The organism is Paenibacillus segetis (genome assembly GCF_014639155.1).
Lineage (GTDB): Bacteria > Bacillota > Bacilli > Paenibacillales > Paenibacillaceae > Fontibacillus > Fontibacillus segetis.
Map to the genome: position 1 here is coordinate 42,828 of NZ_BMFT01000004.1, position 16,595 is coordinate 59,422.

Below are 16,595 nucleotides of genomic sequence, written 5' to 3' on the forward strand. Positions count from 1 at the left end.
AAACAATTTTATTAGAGAAAAAGGTGGCTTGTGAAATGTCTGAAAAAATCTACATTGGCGTTGATCTAGGCGGAACGGCGATTAAAGTCGGCATCTGTAATGAAGAAGGACAGCTTCTTCATACCTATGAGGGACCAACTGAGACCGAGAAGGGTTCCGATACGGTTGTTAACAATATCGAGAAATATGTCCGGCTTATTGTGGAACAATCACCGTTTGATTGGGAGCAAGTAGCAGGTGTCGGTGCAGGGGTTGCTGGCTTTACTAACGTACGCGAAGGGATTATTATTTTTGCGCCGAATGTAGGTTTGAAGGATTTACACATTCGTGAAATTCTGGAAGAACGTTTAGGCAAGCCGATCAAAATAGACAATGATGCTAACGTTGCTGCACTTGGAGAAGCTTGGGGCGGTGCAGGTAAAGGCATCGATAACTGTGTTTGCTATACGCTGGGAACAGGCGTTGGTGGCGGGATTATTATTAATGGCAAAATATATCAAGGCTTCTCTGGTTTTGCCGGAGAACTTGGTCATGTCTCCGTAGTTCCAGATCTGGAAGCGATCCAATGCGGCTGTGGCCAAATGGGCTGCTTAGAGACTGTCTCCTCTGCAACTGGAATTATCCGGATGGCTAAAGACGCAGTAGCACGCGGGGATCGTACTTCACTAGCGCTCGTAGAGAATATCATGGCGAAGGACGTATTTGATGCAGCCAAAGAAGGCGATGAAGCAGCGATTCGCATTGTTAACCGTGCAGCCTTCTATATCGGCAAATCGCTTGCAGCAGTAGCGGCTGTCCTTAATCCAGAAGTCTTTATTATCGGCGGTGGGGTTTCCAAAGCAGGTGACATCCTATTTGACGAGATTCGTAGTGTATTTGCGAAGCTTACTCCTGCACCGATTCAAGAAGGTTTGAAGATTGTTCCCGCAACATTAGGTAATGATGCTGGAATGGTCGGAGCTGCCGGACTGTTCATCCGTTCTTAATAAGAATATATAGAGGATTAGGAGAATTTTGCGGGGAGGGAAATGTATGCCGGATAAGGAAGACACCTCAGTTGCTTCAGTTGCTAATCTGATTATTATCACAGGGATGTCAGGCGCAGGTAAATCTCTTGCAGTAAGAAGCTTGGAAGACCTTGGCTTTTTTTGCGTAGACAATCTGCCACCGGTGCTAATTCCCAAATTTGCTGAACTAATTGAACAATCTAAAGGGAAGATTGCCAAAGTAGCGTTGGTTATCGATTTGCGCGGCCGTGAATTTTTCACAGCTTTGTCGGAATCGCTTGGATACGTGAAGGATCACTTTACGATTAATTGCGAAATCTTGTTTCTTGACGCGTCGGATTCTATTCTCGTTCAACGTTATAAGGAGAGCCGCCGTCGTCATCCACTTGCACCGGAAGGTATGCCTTTGGAGGGTATCAATCTGGAACGCAAAATGCTGGATGAGCTGAAGATATCCGCTACCCAAGTGATTGATACTAGTAACATGAAGCCGGCTCAACTTAAAGAGAAGATTATTTCAAGGTTTTCACATTTAGAGAGCAGCACTTTATCCGTCAACATTACATCCTTTGGATTTAAATATGGCATACCAATCGATGCAGATCTTGTATTCGACGTTCGGTTTTTGCCTAACCCTCATTACATTGAACAGCTACGACCAAACACAGGACAAGACAATGATGTATATGAATATGTTATGAAGTGGCCGGAGACGCAGCTGTTTTTGACCAAGTTGCTCGATATGCTGCATTTTTTGCTACCTCAATATCATAAAGAGGGTAAAAGCCAGGTCATTATTGGCATCGGCTGTACGGGTGGAAAGCACCGTTCAGTGGCGATTGCCGAATATTTAGGCCGGATGCTGGGAACAAGCGAAACGGAGACGGTTCGTGTAAGTCACAGGGATTCGGATCGAGACCGGCACTAAGAGGTGAATTATAAATTCATGAATCGGACGAATGAAGGAAGAGTTCCACGAATTGTAGTGATGGGTGGGGGAACAGGTCTCTCGGTCATGCTGCGTGGATTGAAAGAGAAACCGCTTGATATTACGGCCATCGTCACGGTCGCCGATGATGGGGGGAGCTCAGGCATTCTTCGGAATGAGCTGCACATGCCACCTCCAGGTGATATTCGTAACGTATTGACTGCTCTAGCAGATGTTGAGCCGCTATTGTCCGACATGCTGAGTTACCGCTTTGCCGCTGGTTCAGGTCTGGCGGGACATAGTTTAGGTAATCTGATCTTGGCGGCAATTACGGATATTTCAGGTGATTTTGTTACGGCAGTTCGCGAGCTTAGCCGCGTGTTTGCCGTTCGCGGACGTGTTCTACCTGCAGCAGGTCAAGCGGTAATACTTCATGCAGAGATGGAAGACGGAAGTATTGTTACGGGTGAATCGAAGATACCGGAGGCTCAGGGTAAGATCAAACGGATCTTCTTAGAACCACAGGAAGTTGAGCCGCTACCTGAGGCAGTGGAAGCGATTCGAGATGCGGATGCGATCCTTATCGGACCGGGAAGCTTGTATACCAGTATTATTCCGAATTTGCTTGTACCGAAGCTGGCAGAAGCCGTTCTTGAGAATACCGAAGCGATCAAAATATTTGTATGTAATGTAATGACCCAACCTGGTGAGACAGATGATTATACGGTTAGCGATCACTTGCAAGCTGTTTATGAACATGTAGGGCATCATTTATTTGATTATGTCATCGTTAATGATGGTGAAATTCCACCTCAAGTTCAGGATTTCTATGCAGAAAAGGGTGCCAAACCTGTCCAGATTGACATGGATGTGGTGACGAGCCGAGGTTATAAAGTTATTTCAGATACACTGGTGTTATTCCGTCGGTATTTAAGACATGATGCTGACAAGTTAAGCCAACACATTTATCAATTAGTGCAGAACTGGATTTTACGAAAGAGGTGAGTCCCTTGTCGTTTGCGGCGCAAACCAAAAAAGAATTAACCATGATCGAAGCTGAACCTTGCTGCGAGCAAGCCGAGTTGTCCGCTCTCATTCGGATGAACGGTTCGGTGTCAGTATCGAACAAAAAGGTTATCTTGGACATTTCCACGGAGAACGCCGCGATTGCAAGGCGAATATATTCATTAATCAAGAAGCACTTTCAAATTCATACGGAATTATTGGTCCGTAAAAAAATGCGTTTGAAGAAGAATAATGTGTATATCGTGCGGATTCCAGCCAGAGTTCAAGAAATCCTTGAGAAGCTGCACATCGTGTCAGAAGGATTTATTTTTACACCGGGGATTAATAGTGACCTTACCCGGAGAAACTGTTGTAAGCGGGCGTACCTTCGGGGCGCGTTTATGGCTGGGGGGTCTGTTAATAATCCTGAGGGCTCATCGTATCATTTAGAGATTGCCTCTATGTACGAGGAACACTGTAAGGCGTTGGTTGAGCTTGCTAATGAATTTCATTTAAATGCTCGCTGCATCGAACGTAAGAAAGGTTTTATTTTCTATATTAAAGAGGGCGAGAAGATTATTGAGTTATTGAATATCATTGGAGCCCACCAAGCGTTATTTAAATTCGAGGACGTTAGAATTATGCGTGATATGCGTAATTCTGTGAATCGGATTGTCAATTGTGAGACGGCTAACCTAAATAAGACCATCGGTGCAGCAGTTCGGCAGATTGACAACATCAAATTGCTTCAGCAGGAAATGGGTCTTCACAATTTGCCCGACAAGCTCAGAGAGGTTGCTGAGGTGCGTTTGGCACATCCCGATATGAATCTGAAGGAAGTCGGTGAGTTACTCAAGGGAACCGTTAGTAAATCAGGGGTCAATCACCGACTACGTAAAATTGATGAGCTTGCGGAAAAAATTCGTGGTAGCTAAAGTCTTTTGCTAGTGTGTTAGATGAAGTGTATGCTATAATGATATAAATAATAGTGACTATGATGTGAATATTGTGATAATTGAATTTGTAATAGGGGGTTAGGTTTCATGGTCAAAAACCCGGTAACCGTTCGTTTGAAAACGGGACTTCATGCCCGGCCGGCGGCACTTTTCGTTCAAGAAGCGAATAAATATTCGTCTGAAATTTTCGTTGAAAAAGATGATAAAAAAGTTAATGCCAAAAGCATCATGGGGATTATGAGCCTTGCCATCAGCACTGGAACAGAAATCTACATCAGTGCAGAAGGCGCAGATGCGGAGCAAGCCGCAAACGCTTTAATTAATTTAGTCAGCAAAGAAGAATTGGAAAATCAATAATTAGCAGATTGTTTATGATTATGATTTCCAATGTTATAAGGGGATGGTTTCGTTAGATTCATAACGAAGCTGTCCCTTTTTAATTGGTCTGGTAAATTTTAAATAAAAATTTGCAACATTTGTCCATTGATTTCGTCAGGTAGTTAAAGTTATCAAAAAATGGAGGTCATGACCAATGAAAACGTGGATGAAGCCCGTAAGTGCAGTCTTGATTGCAGGTACTTTACTTGTTGGAGGAACGGTGATGAATGGAGCATTAGGATTGTCTCAGCCCGTATATGCCGATAGTGATGTACAGAAAAATGTAGTTAACGTAACCGGAACTGGAGAAATATCCATTAAGCCGGATGTGGCGTATTTGTCCATAGGTGTACAGACTGAAGCTACAACAGCAAAGGAAGCACAAAGTGCTAATGCAGCAAAAGTGGCTAAGCTGAACACGCTTCTCAAGGATACCTGGAAAATCGATAAGAAGGATATCCAAACTGGACAATTCTATGTACAACCCAATTACACCTACAGTGAAAAAGAAGGACAAAAGGTAAAGGGATACACAGCGGTGCATACCCTCCAAGTGACTTATCGTGATCTGGATAAAGTAGGTCAATTGCTAGATGGAGCTTCCGGAGCAGGTGCTAACGTAATTAACAACATCACTTTTGATACGGAGAAACGTGATCAGTTTGAAGAGCAAGTGATTCAGAAAGCCATGGCTAACGCGAGCATGAAAGCTTCAGCTATCGCTAAAGCTGCAAATCGCCAAATCGGCGTTGTAATGAGCGTTACTCAATCCAGTAATTCGGTAGGTGTATACACTCAGAATTATTTGATGAAAGAGATGGCTACAGCCGATTCCGGTGCAAGCACACAGATCGAGGCAGGCGAAATCAAAGTAAATACAACGGTAAGTGTAACGTATGAGTTGAAGTAAATTATTTTTCCTCATAATATATGGGAGGCAAAAGATCGAGATATCGCTGCTTTGCTTTATGGGCGATGTTTCGGTTTTTTTTTGTTATTTTAATCTAGAAGGATGTTCAAAAGCGATTATGATAAGAAGTGGAAATAAGCTATAATGATCTTTGGGTTATCGATTTGCTTAATTTAGTAAAAAGGGAGTTATTATTTAACACGATGTCCAAATACCTTCCAAATCATGACTGAGTACCTAGAAAAGTGTTGTAACCCGTGACAAAACAAGGTATAGTGAATATGCAAAAAATGAAATAACGACCCGATAAGCCATACCAATGGATATGGTTTTTTTTTCTTAAATTAGATCATAGTATGGTTGACCATATAAAAATACATTTAAAGGAGTTGAGGCATACATGATTGAACTAGTCCAGGTCGAAAAGCAATTTGCGGGACAAGTTGTTGTGCATCCGCTATCTCTCACCATTAGGGAAGGTGAATTCCTGACCTTACTTGGTCCAAGTGGCTGCGGCAAAACAACAATTCTGCGCATGATCGCAGGATTCGAGCAACCAACAGAAGGAAAAATCTTACTTGATGGTAAAGATCTAACGAATCTGCCTCCAAATCGTCGGGATTTGAACTTGGTCTTTCAACATTATGCCTTATTCCCACATATGACGGTTGAAGATAATATTGCTTTTGGATTAAAGATGAAGAAGATGCCTGTAAAGGAACAACGGCAGCGTATTGAGGAAGCTGTCACGATGACACAACTAACTGCACTCGTGAAGCGTTACCCACATCAATTGTCTGGTGGGCAGCAACAACGTGTAGCCATTGCCCGTGCGATTGCTAATAAGCCTAAGGTTCTTTTATTGGATGAGCCTCTGGGTGCACTAGATTTGCAACTGCGAAAGAATCTACAGTCAGAGTTGAAGCAATTACAACGGAGTTTGGGTATAACCTTTGTATATGTTACACATGATCAAGAAGAAGCGATGATGTTATCCGACCGGATCGTCATTATGAATAGTGGACAAGTTGAACAAATCGGTTCACCACGTGAAATCTACGCCACGCCGACAACTCTGTTCTCGGCTACTTTCGTGGGCGAGAATAATATTTTCTCGCGTGATGGCAAATTAATTGCCATTCGTCCAGAAAAGTTACGAGCATCACGTGACCTGGAAGGCGCTAAGCGGGTTGGTGAAGTGTTAGATGTATTATACCTAGGAAGTATTCATAAGCTACTCGTGCAGCTCGATAACGAGCCAATGACAGTTTCTATCGTCCTTGATTTCACCGACAATCGTCCATGGGTGGTTGGAGAGAAAATCGGGGTGGACTGGAGACCGGAAGACGAGGTGATCATCGGATCATGAAGAAATCAAACCTGAGTGTATTGCCGGTAATTGCATGGCTGGTTCTGTTTCTGGTTATTCCAATGTTAATCGTCGTAGGAATCTCCTTCATGGGACGTGACGACCTCGGCAATGTGGTGTTAGATTTCAATCTGGAGTCGTATTCCAGGTTTTTCGATCCGTTGTATCTAGGTATTTATTGGGACACGATTGAATTGTCGGTGCTGACAACGGTTCTATGTCTTCTGCTCAGTTATCCGCTGGCTTATTATATTGCAAATGCGGGTCCAAGAATGCAAACATGGGGACTTGTGTTGATTACGATTCCTTTCTGGATCAACTTTTTGATCCGCACTTATGCTTGGGTACTATTACTTCGTACGCAGGGAATAGTGAATAATCTATTACTCGATTTTGGCCTAATCCAGGAACCACTGCAGATGCTGTATACTAAAGGCGCAGTCTTATTGGGCATGGTATATACATTTATTCCGTTTATGGTGTTACCAATCTATGTAGCACTTGAGCAGATGGATAAGAAGCTACTGGAAGCAGCCAGCGATCTTGGGGCTTCGGGATGGAAATCATTTTGGCACATTACACTACCTCAGACGAAGTCAGGTATCATGACAGGTTCTGTATTGGTGTATGTATCTACAACAGGGATGTTTGTTGTTACGGACATTCTAGGTGGATCGAAGTCTTCTATGATTAGTAACATTATTCAAAGTCAATTTCTAGGGGCACGGAACTGGCCATTTGGTTCCGCACTGTCCGTCATATTCGTCATAACGTCGCTGATTATGATTGCGCTGTTTAACAAAGCTATGACTTCAAAACACATGGCAGCGAAGGAGGGACGCTAATGAAAAGTAAGAGTCACCCACTTCTTGGGATTCATTCGTTGCTCTTGATGGTATTTATTTATGTGCCGATCGCGTTTATCGTGATTTATTCTTTCAATAGTTCCCGGCTTGCCGCCGATTGGAGCGGATTTACATTCGATTGGTATATCTCGCTATTTGATAACAGGCACGTTATGGAGGCGCTTAGCAATAGTATGATTGTTGCAGTGACCTCGACCATTGTCTCTACGGTGCTTGGTACGATAGCTGCATTATCTATGCGGAACCTGAGTAGAAGGATGAAGTCTGGAATGGGCGGTTTACTGTATTTGCCGATTATCATTCCTGATATCATCATGGGTTTATCTTTACTTGTTCTGTTTAACCAAATGCATATACCACTTGGTAAGCTTACGATTATTATCGCGCATATCACCTTCAGTGTGTCTTATGTACATGTTGTTGTAACTACCCGGTTAGCCGGAATGGGTCAACAACTGGAAGAAGCAGCAAATGATTTGGGCGCAGGGCCGTGGCAGACATTTCGTTATGTGACTTTGCCGCAAATACTTCCAGGTATAATTTCTGGTGCATTAATTGCGTTTACCTTGTCACTGGATGACTTCATGGTCAGCTTCTTTGTCAGTGGGCCAAGCTCTACGACATTACCGATCTATATTTATGGTCAGGTGAAGCGAGGTATTTCCCCGGAAATTAATGCATTGTGTACGATATTGATTTTAGTTAGCGTGACATTGATATTTATTGCACAGTTTGTGTTAAATAGAGGTAAGGGACAGAAAAAACAATCCGTGCTTCCTTTTTAAAAAAATAAATCATGTATAGGAAAGAGAGGAGATAATGAATTGAAAAAAATGAGATGGGCTGGCTTATTGCTGGCGGGAATAATGGTGCTTACGGTGTTGTCTGGTTGCGGATCTTCTAAGGAGACGCTGAATATTTATAGTTGGGCCGATAATTTCGATGAGGAAGTTCTCAAGGAATTTGAGAAGCAGTTTGATGTGAAGATCAATTATGATAACTTCGCTAATAATGAAGACTTGCTGGCTAAGATCAAAGTGGGTGGCAGTGGCTACGATTTGATTCAGCCGTCCGATTATATGGTGGCAACCATGATTAAGCAGGACCTTTTGGAACCGCTGAATAAGGACAACATTCCGAATTGGGTCAATATTTCCGATACCTTTAAGAACCCTTCTTTTGACCCTGACAATAAATACTCTATCGTATATACGTCCGGGGTAACAGGAATTGCATATAACAAGAAGTATGTGAAGGAAGAAATTACGAGCTGGGCGGATCTATGGAATCCTGAATATAAGGATAAAGTCATTTTACTAGATGATAACCGTGAGGTCATTGGTATGGCGCTCAAAAAGGCAGGACTGACCAACAGTTCTACGGATGAGGCGCAAATTAATGCAGCTGTGAGTGATTTGAAGGCATTGTTGCCTAGCGTATTGGCTTTTGATACGGATAACATTAAGCAAAAAATGATTCAAGAAGAAGGTTGGATCGCTACAGTGTGGTCCGGCGATGCTTCGGTTATTGCTAAAGATAACCCAGATGTTGCATATGTGATCCCTAAAGAAGGCGGAACGATCTGGTCGGATAACTATGCCATTCCTAAAGGCGCGAAGAATAAAGAGTTAGCCGAGAAATTCATTAATTTTATGCTTGATCCTGAAATTAGCGCGAAAAATTATGAATCTATTGGTTACAGTGATCCGAATACAAAAGCAGCCCCATTTCATAGCGAACAATATAACAATGATGAAATGATTAACTTATCTGCAGACGAGCTCTCGCGCACAGAATGGCTTGGTGACGTAGGAGATAAGCTTCAACTTTATGATCGCTTATGGACAGAACTGAAGAGCGGTAGAGAATAATACTTCTAAACAGACAGTGATGAGCATTTTGCCCCCGGGCGAGATGGCATCACTGTTTTTTTATGCACTTTTCAAGAAAAGGCATTATTTCGTACAGGACGGGAAATAATTGGAGTATCCTATGAAGGGGGACAACGATGATCATGAAATTGAAGACTATGATGATGTTTAAAATATTAACGATATGGATCACGGTATTCTTGTTAGGCAGTCTGCTGTTTTTTCCAGCGGGTATTAGTAAGGTATGGGCAACAGAGGAATCTGGACAGACTCAGATGGTTACCGTCACCTTAGACGGAAAGCCTCTCAAGCAGCAGGGTATTCAAGGCAAAGAGGGTGTATTAGTTCCATTGGAGTTAATTCGGAAGGGATTGAAGCTTCCTGTTAAATACGATGCTAAGAGTAAGCAGTATACGATTAAAAGACAAAATGTAATCGTACAGCTTCAGCCTACAGAAAGTGGGGCTAATGCTACGGTTAACGGGAGTACGCAGATTCTACCGTACGAATGGAAGGTGATTGGGGATAAGCCATATGTTTCGGTTAAAGTACTGACCGACCATTTAGGATATACATCTTCGTGGAATGAAGAATCGAAGACACTGAATTTGGTACCGCATCGTATGAATGATATTAAGGTGAGCACACGGACAATTAACGAGTCGATTCCAGAGGCAACGATTAAGGTGCAATATCCACAGGTCAGCGGCTTGCGCAGCAAAGAAGCTGAGAAGAAGATCAATACATTACTTCAGTCTAAGGCTGATACTTTTGTAAAGGATGCACTCAAAGAAGCCAAAGAGAGCCAGCCCTCTCCAAATGGGAGTAAGTATGAATATCAGGCAAATTACACCGTGACCTACAATAGAAATGGTGTACTGAGCATTCTAGAGCAGACCTATGCTTACACAGGAGGAGCGCACGGAAATAGTGTTCGTGATGGACTAAATTTCCGTTTGAGTGATGGAAAATTACTGACGTTGGATGAATTGCTTCGTGCTAATCCTAAGTATCGCGAGATCGTCGATCCCGCTATTAAGAAGAAGTTCGAAGAGACTGAAGGTTATTTTGGCAACTTCACCACGGTTGGGCCTAACCCATCTTACTACTTAAAAGATGATGGTGTCGTTATCTTCTTCCAGTTGTATGAGTATGTACCTTACGTTAACGGTTTTGCTGAATTTTACTTCCCGTTTACAGAGTTACTACCGGCGGGGGCTAATCCTTTTGACTTTAAAGACTGATCATGCTGACGGAAAACGTAAGTAGATAAAAACGACAGAAGCTGTTCTCTAAGTAGATTCCTTCTACATGGAGGCAGCTTTTTTATTTTATTACGCAATTGCTTTCTCGTGCTGAATATTCATAATTCAACCATTAAATCTCATGTAGATTTAATGGTTTTTTATTTATTTTGAATTTTAAGAGCTTTACGAAAAGCAGAAATTGATTTAATTTTCGACAAATATTTTATATCTAAGATGAATGTGAAGGGAAAATAACATTTTGATAAATGTGAAGGAAATCCTACGAATGGGAGAAGTGGACGCAGCTATGATTCAGTACTTATGGTTCGACCTAGGATACACCTTGGTCAAGACAAATCGAGAAGAGGTCTATCAGAAGACGCTGGAAAGGTTTGAAGCCATCAGAACATTGGATGAAATTACGATGGCATATCATCAGGCAGATAAATTATTTATGAGAGAGTATCAAGGTGTTTTGGGTAAAGACAGCAGGGTGTTTATGCCTTGGTACACAGGTACTTTAAATTACTTCTTACAGCTCTCATTACCTATTGAAGAGGTAATCCAAGTTCACATGGTTATGACAAAGGAACAACCGGTTCAGTGGCAAGCTTTCGATTTCACCAAAACAACACTTCGTCATTTAAGAGAACTAGGCTATAAGCTGGGTTTAATCTCGAACTGGAATCATACGGCTCGTGAAGTGCTTACGCGCAACGGACTTGAAGAGGAATTCGATGAAATTATTATCTCTTCAGAAGTAGGGGTTGAGAAGCCTGATTCGGCGATTTTTGAATTGGCTTTCGCAAAAGGTAATGTAACAGCGGGGCAGTCCTTGTATATAGGTGACAATTATTATGATGATGTTATGGGTTGTCAGAAAGTTGGCATGAACTGTCTGTTGATTAATCCTTATGAGAAACAAGGTATCGAGGAATTAGACTACAAGCATGTAGTTTCTAGCATCCAAGACGTGGTCTCTTACTTGGGGCACTCTCAGGTTCCCCTTGAAATTAAATAGTTTGGAGCAGTCAGGATGGCGACGATTAAGGATAGGATACAGGAGCAATTTGAAACGTTAAGTTCGGGGCAAAAAAGAGTAGCCCATTATATTCAGAATCATATGCAGGAAGTCGCGTTGCAATCAGCGCATAAGATCGCGATGAAATCGGGGGTTAGTGAGGCTACGGTTCATCGGTTAGCCCAAGCCCTTTCGTACTCTAGCTTTTCTGGAATGCATCAAGATATTCAGCAATTTGTGCTTAGGGATCAACGGGCCGTTAACAATTTTGTGCACTCAACAAGTCAGCAGGAGGAAACGTGGTTAGAGAAGCACTTTACACAGGAGATTGAGAATATTCGTGAAACGATGCTGCAGGTGGACAAGGCGCAGATTCATCAGGTGGTCAAGTCGCTGCTGCAAGCGGATCGGATATGGGTTGCTGGGTGGAGAATGGGCTTGTCCGTAACTTCATTTTTCAGTTTTGTTCTGAAATATATGTTAGGGAACTGTGAGTTGATTCCTCAAGGAGGTGTTGCGGAATACGCATCATATATTCAAAAAAATGATGTCGTGTTTGCATGCGGATTCCCAAGATATTGTACTAGAACATTAAAAGTATCCAAATTAGCGAAGGAACAAGGGGCAACAGTTATTGTACTTACGGATTCAGACCTCTCGCCATTCGCAAAGTTAGCTGATCTGACGCTATTGGCGAAATGCAAATCAACGGGTTTCTTAGATTCCTATACGGCTTCGCTCTCGGTAGTCAACGCAATTATTAATGAAATCTCTTATTTGGAGAAAGATCGGGTCAAGCACAACATCGAAAAGATGGAGCTTATGTTTCAGGAGTTCCAGGATAGTTTCGAGTGGATGAGTAGAACGAAGTGACCTAGAGGGAAGGACATAGTATGGAGTTTACAGTTATCGGTCATTGGGGAGCATACCCCGAGACAAATGAAGCCACTTCTGGCTATTTGATAGAGCATAAGAGCAGCAAAGTTTTGTTGGATTGTGGGAGTGGCGTGCTGTCGGGACTGCAAAATTATGTGATGCTTGAAGATTTGGATACGGTGTTCATTACCCATTTGCACGCAGATCATATTGCAGATATGTATAGCTTGGAATTTGCCACTCTGATTCTGATGCAGATGGGGAAGCGTACAACACCACTGGATATCTATGTCTATTGTAAGGATCTAACTAAGCTCGATTTTTGTTATCCGGAATATGTGAAGGTTCATCCCATTGATCTTCAGGCAACTGTTGCTATCGGGGACATGACCTTTACATTTTCTGAAAACATTCATGATGTTCCAAGTTGTGCGGTGAAAGTCAGCTCCTCGGAGGGTAAATGTCTTGTTTATTCCGGTGATACAGGGTATTGCCAGAGTATTATTGAGTTCTCGCGAGGTTCAGATGTACTAGTGCTGGAAAGTAGCTTCTACAATGTTCAAAAGGGTTTGAATAACGGTCATTTGACGGCTGGAGAAGCAGGGGATATTGCAGCTTTGGCACAGACTGGACAATTGATACTAACGCATCTCCCCCATTATGGAGATCATAACCAACTGGTAATGGAAGCCTCTAGCCATTTTGACAGACAGATTCAATTAGCTTATTGCGGTATGAAACTGACTATTTAATTTTGAAAGGGGTTCTCAATCTTGACAACATTTAAGAAAAAATTTGCTCTTGGTCTATCGACGCTTTCCATTTTGGCAATCATTATTTCGGGGTGTGGTAGTAACACGGGGTCAATCAATACTTCGAATGGTGCATCCGCGGAGAGTGAAACCAATACGGGAACGGCACAGAATACGACTGGCAAGGTTATGGCGGGCGGTACTGTACGTGTTGCGATGTCGACCGAGCCGGACAATCTCGATCCATACCTATCCGCCGCAACGGATACCCAATCCATGATGGACAATGTGTTTGACGGGTTGTTTGAAGCGGGTGAGAATAGCGATCTGATTCCTGCCATTGCATCATCCTATCAAGTATCAGATGACGGATTGACTTACACATTTACCTTGAATCAAGGGATTGTATTTCATGATGGATCTGAGCTTACCGCTGAAGATGTGTATTACTCGTACGCTAAATTATCCGGTCTAAATGGACAAGAGCCGCTATCATCAAAATTTTCTTCGATTACGAGTATTGATACGCCTGATGACTATACGGTTGTTATTCAATTGAAAGATAAGGATGCAGCCTTTCTAGCTGCGAATATTGTCGCGATTGTACCCAAGGATTATGAACAACAAAGTGAAAAGCCGATTGGTGCTGGACCATATAAGTTTGTTGAATATAAGCCAGGACAACAACTTGTTCTAGAGAAAAATGAAAACTTTTACGATAAAGAGCATGCTCCAATGCTTGATAAAGTCGAATTCAAGATCATGCCTGATACAAATTCGGCGGTACTTGCACTGCAGTCTGGGGACATTGATATGATTCCCGGCATTACGGCACAAGGAGTACTTCAATTAGGCGACGGTTATACGGTTGTATCTGGGCCACAAAATATGGTGCAGCTCATGGCATTAAATAACTCCGTCAAACCGTTAGATGATCTAAAGGTTCGCCAGGCGATTAACTATGCCATTGATAAGGATGTCATTATTCAGACTGTTGCTGAAGGAAACGGGACGAAATTAGGCTCTAATATGAGCCCCGCGATGAAAATGTATTTTCAAGAGGGCTTAGAAGATTACTATACGCCAAGTATCGATAAAGCTAAGGAACTATTAAAGGAAGCGGGTTATGAAAATGGATTTGATTTAACCCTAACGGTTCCATCAAATTATCAATTCCATGTCGATACGGCTCAGGTTATCGCAGATCAACTTAAGAATGTAGGGATTAAAGTCACCATTAAGCAAATTGAATGGAGCAGCTGGTTAGAAGATGTATATAACAACGCCAAGTACGAAGCCACGATTGTTGGCCTGACGGGTAAGCTTGATCCGCATGAAGTATTAGGCAGATATGAAACAACCTATGCTAAGAACTTCTTTAAATTTAGTAATAGTGAATTCGATAAGCTAGTCAATCAAGGAAAGACAGAAATCGATGAGGCTAAAAGAGTTGATTTGTATAAGCAAGCTCAGACCTTATTAACTGAACAGGCAGTGGCTGTCTATATTATGGACCCTAGCCGAACTGTAGCGATGAAGGGCAATTTGCAAGGTTTCAAGATGTATCCGGTGCAAAAATATAATTTCGCCGAGATGTACTACACAGAATAGAAAAGTAGGGGAAATGATCCTTGAGATTTTATATTCGAAAGCTGGTTGCATTTGTATCTACACTCATCCTTGTTTCGGTGATTACTTTCCTAGTGTTTCAAGTCTTGCCTGGCGATCCAGCGCAGATCATCTTAGGCGTTGATGCAGACCCTCAGCAGATAGCCGCTCTACGAGAAACAATGGGACTTGATCGATCAGCGGGTGAACGATACCTAACGTGGGTCAAGGATACGTTATCTGGTGATTTCGGAGAGTCCATTCGTTATCACAGACCGGTAGCAGATATGTTAGTCGAGCGCTTACCGGTTACGCTTTCGCTAGCTTTGTTCTCCCTAGGGTTGACCCTCCTCGTAGGGCTTCCCTTAGGGATTTACATTGCTAGAAAGGATGGTAAATTGTCGGCACTGCTCTTATCACTCTTTACTCAGCTGGGTGTTTCTATACCTTCATTTTGGTTAGCTTTTATTCTTATTTTACTATTCTCCGTAACGCTCAAACTATTTCCAACCTACGGATATACTCCTTGGAGTGAAAATCCGATCGGAGCGATTAAATCATTGTTCTTACCTTCGCTTGCCCTGGCTATCCCAGGGGTTGCCGTAGTGATTCGCTATTTAAGAAATACGCTACTAGACCAATCTCGTATGGACTATGTACGAACTGCAAGAAGTAAAGGTCAACATGAGAAGGGGATCATGTATCGTCATATTTTACGTAATGCACTTATTCCGGTCATTACTATTGTAGGTTTATTAATTGCGGATACACTGGGAGGCAGTATCGTGGTTGAGAACGTATTTGCACTTCCTGGAATCGGGAGTTTGCTCGTAACTTCAATAGGTACAAGGGACTTGCCGCTAGTTCAAACGATGGTGCTATACATTGCAATTATTGTCGTCAGTATCAACTTTATCGTCGATATTCTCTATAAGGTCATCGATCCTCGTATTCGATTGAAAAGGTGAAGGCTATGAACTTTAAGCAATTATTCAAAAGTAAGCCGTTGATGATAGGAAGTTCTTTAATTGGAGTATTGTTGCTGCTGATGCTAATCAGTCTGTTCTATACGCCGTATGGACCTAACGAGATGAATGCTAGCATGCGTTTGGCGAGTCCGCAGCTGGCACATCTATTCGGGACGGATAACTTCGGTCGGGATATCTTCAGTCGAATCATGAACGGGGCGCAAACGGCATTTCTTATCGGTTTTAGTTCCGTGGCCATCGGATTAGTATTTGGGGTATTGATTGGCGCGATTGCGGGGTATTTCGGCGGTTGGTTGGATGAGATTATTATGCGCATCATCGATGCGATGCTAGCATTTCCAGGTATATTACTGGCAATTATGCTAGTTTCCGTGTTTGGGCCAGGGCTTAACAATACGATAATCGCATTAGGGATTATGAGTATCCCTTCATTTTCACGGATTGCCCGTAGTGGCTTTATTCAGTACAAGGAATTTGACTTTGTCAAAGCATCTATAGCTAAAGGAGCAGGACCACTGCGTATTATCTTTTATCATATTCTTCCGAATATGGTGTCGTCTCTTGTTGTTGCGACTTCACTAAGATTTTCGGGATCGATTCTAGCGGAAGCAGGATTAAGCTATTTGGGACTTGGAGTACAGCCTCCTAATCCAAGCTGGGGCAGAATGCTGAATGAGGCACAGCCTTTCATGATTAATGCTCCGTGGTATGTCTTAATTACAGGCGTAGTGATTACAGTTATGGTTCTTGGCTTTAATTTAATTGGCGACGGAATTCGTGATCTTTACGACAGGAAGGGATAGGGGGAATGA

General features: G+C 42.5%; 17 protein-coding genes. All 17 read left to right on the top strand.

Translation table 11 applies throughout. The features are described 5' to 3' along the window. Positions 1-35: 35 nt before the first annotated feature. Positions 36-986: an ROK family glucokinase gene (locus tag IEW05_RS21155; RefSeq protein ID WP_188541854.1), complete on the top strand. Its 951-nt coding sequence runs from the start codon at positions 36-38 to the stop codon at positions 984-986. A 46-nt stretch (positions 987-1,032) separates the two neighbouring features. After that, complete coding sequence (gene rapZ / locus IEW05_RS21160) at positions 1,033-1,935, top strand: RNase adapter RapZ (protein ID WP_188541855.1); 903 nt, start codon at positions 1,033-1,035, stop codon at positions 1,933-1,935. A gap of 18 nt (positions 1,936-1,953) precedes the next feature. Continuing rightward, positions 1,954-2,940: a gluconeogenesis morphogenetic factor MgfK gene (gene mgfK, locus IEW05_RS21165; RefSeq protein ID WP_188541856.1), complete on the top strand. Its 987-nt coding sequence runs from the start codon at positions 1,954-1,956 to the stop codon at positions 2,938-2,940. 5 nt (positions 2,941-2,945) lie between these two features. Further along, positions 2,946-3,875, top strand: a complete 930-nt coding sequence (gene whiA / locus IEW05_RS21170) for a DNA-binding protein WhiA (RefSeq protein ID WP_188541857.1) — start codon at positions 2,946-2,948, stop codon at positions 3,873-3,875. A gap of 108 nt (positions 3,876-3,983) precedes the next feature. Further along, complete coding sequence (locus IEW05_RS21175; RefSeq protein ID WP_188541858.1) at positions 3,984-4,253, top strand: HPr family phosphocarrier protein; 270 nt, start codon at positions 3,984-3,986, stop codon at positions 4,251-4,253. 175 nt (positions 4,254-4,428) lie between these two features. Then, entirely contained in the window at positions 4,429-5,184 is a 756-nt protein-coding gene (locus tag IEW05_RS21180; protein ID WP_188541859.1) for an SIMPL domain-containing protein, read from the top strand. Positions 5,185-5,584: 400 nt separating this feature from the next. Next, the gene (locus IEW05_RS21185; RefSeq protein WP_188541860.1) at positions 5,585-6,553 is read left to right on the top strand and encodes an ABC transporter ATP-binding protein; all 969 of its coding nucleotides are present in this window, start codon (positions 5,585-5,587) and stop codon (positions 6,551-6,553) included. Next, positions 6,550-7,398: an ABC transporter permease gene (locus IEW05_RS21190; RefSeq protein WP_188541861.1), complete on the top strand. Its 849-nt coding sequence runs from the start codon at positions 6,550-6,552 to the stop codon at positions 7,396-7,398. The genes IEW05_RS21185 and IEW05_RS21190 overlap by 4 nt, the downstream gene beginning before the upstream one ends. Continuing rightward, positions 7,398-8,204 (top strand): ABC transporter permease, encoded by an 807-nt coding sequence (locus IEW05_RS21195; protein WP_188541862.1) that lies wholly within the window; start codon positions 7,398-7,400, stop codon positions 8,202-8,204. Before IEW05_RS21190 ends, IEW05_RS21195 begins: the two co-directional genes overlap by 1 nt. Before the next feature lie 39 nt (positions 8,205-8,243). Then, entirely contained in the window at positions 8,244-9,290 is a 1,047-nt protein-coding gene (locus tag IEW05_RS21200) for an ABC transporter substrate-binding protein (protein WP_308420460.1), read from the top strand. 143 nt (positions 9,291-9,433) lie between these two features. Then, on the top strand, positions 9,434-10,534 hold the full coding sequence (locus IEW05_RS21205) for a PdaC/SigV domain-containing protein (protein WP_188541863.1): 1,101 nt from the start codon (positions 9,434-9,436) through the stop codon (positions 10,532-10,534). 289 nt (positions 10,535-10,823) lie between these two features. Continuing rightward, positions 10,824-11,558 carry an HAD family hydrolase gene (locus IEW05_RS21210; RefSeq protein ID WP_229753638.1) on the top strand — a complete coding sequence of 245 codons (735 nt, stop codon included), beginning with the start codon at positions 10,824-10,826 and terminating at the stop codon, positions 11,556-11,558. Positions 11,559-11,573: 15 nt separating this feature from the next. Next, complete coding sequence (locus IEW05_RS21215) at positions 11,574-12,431, top strand: MurR/RpiR family transcriptional regulator (protein WP_188541864.1); 858 nt, start codon at positions 11,574-11,576, stop codon at positions 12,429-12,431. 20 nt (positions 12,432-12,451) lie between these two features. Next, positions 12,452-13,186, top strand: coding sequence for an MBL fold metallo-hydrolase (locus IEW05_RS21220; RefSeq protein WP_188541865.1), 735 nt, complete (start codon positions 12,452-12,454; stop codon positions 13,184-13,186). Positions 13,187-13,207: 21 nt separating this feature from the next. Continuing rightward, positions 13,208-14,797 carry an ABC transporter substrate-binding protein gene (locus IEW05_RS21225; protein WP_188541866.1) on the top strand — a complete coding sequence of 530 codons (1,590 nt, stop codon included), beginning with the start codon at positions 13,208-13,210 and terminating at the stop codon, positions 14,795-14,797. A 20-nt stretch (positions 14,798-14,817) separates the two neighbouring features. Continuing rightward, positions 14,818-15,762, top strand: coding sequence for an ABC transporter permease (locus IEW05_RS21230; protein ID WP_188541867.1), 945 nt, complete (start codon positions 14,818-14,820; stop codon positions 15,760-15,762). A gap of 5 nt (positions 15,763-15,767) precedes the next feature. Then, positions 15,768-16,586: an ABC transporter permease gene (locus tag IEW05_RS21235; RefSeq protein WP_188541868.1), complete on the top strand. Its 819-nt coding sequence runs from the start codon at positions 15,768-15,770 to the stop codon at positions 16,584-16,586. Positions 16,587-16,595: the final 9 nt, after the last annotated feature.

Bases quoted from the DNA above. Each gene is read 5' to 3' on its own strand.
- IEW05_RS21185 (WP_188541860.1), top strand. From the start codon at position 5,585: ATGATTGAACTAGTCCAGGTCGAAAAGCAATTTGCGGGACAAGTTGTT.
- IEW05_RS21155 (WP_188541854.1), top strand. From the start codon at position 36: ATGTCTGAAAAAATCTACATTGGCGTTGATCTAGGCGGAACGGCGATT.
- IEW05_RS21215 (WP_188541864.1), top strand. From the start codon at position 11,574: ATGGCGACGATTAAGGATAGGATACAGGAGCAATTTGAAACGTTAAGT.
- rapZ (WP_188541855.1), top strand. From the start codon at position 1,033: ATGCCGGATAAGGAAGACACCTCAGTTGCTTCAGTTGCTAATCTGATT.
- IEW05_RS21210 (WP_229753638.1), top strand. From the start codon at position 10,824: ATGGGAGAAGTGGACGCAGCTATGATTCAGTACTTATGGTTCGACCTA.
- IEW05_RS21195 (WP_188541862.1), top strand. From the start codon at position 7,398: ATGAAAAGTAAGAGTCACCCACTTCTTGGGATTCATTCGTTGCTCTTG.
- IEW05_RS21205 (WP_188541863.1), top strand. From the start codon at position 9,434: ATGAAATTGAAGACTATGATGATGTTTAAAATATTAACGATATGGATC.
- IEW05_RS21235 (WP_188541868.1), top strand. From the start codon at position 15,768: ATGAACTTTAAGCAATTATTCAAAAGTAAGCCGTTGATGATAGGAAGT.
- mgfK (WP_188541856.1), top strand. From the start codon at position 1,954: ATGAATCGGACGAATGAAGGAAGAGTTCCACGAATTGTAGTGATGGGT.
- IEW05_RS21175 (WP_188541858.1), top strand. From the start codon at position 3,984: ATGGTCAAAAACCCGGTAACCGTTCGTTTGAAAACGGGACTTCATGCC.
- IEW05_RS21180 (WP_188541859.1), top strand. From the start codon at position 4,429: ATGAAAACGTGGATGAAGCCCGTAAGTGCAGTCTTGATTGCAGGTACT.
- IEW05_RS21190 (WP_188541861.1), top strand. From the start codon at position 6,550: ATGAAGAAATCAAACCTGAGTGTATTGCCGGTAATTGCATGGCTGGTT.
- IEW05_RS21220 (WP_188541865.1), top strand. From the start codon at position 12,452: ATGGAGTTTACAGTTATCGGTCATTGGGGAGCATACCCCGAGACAAAT.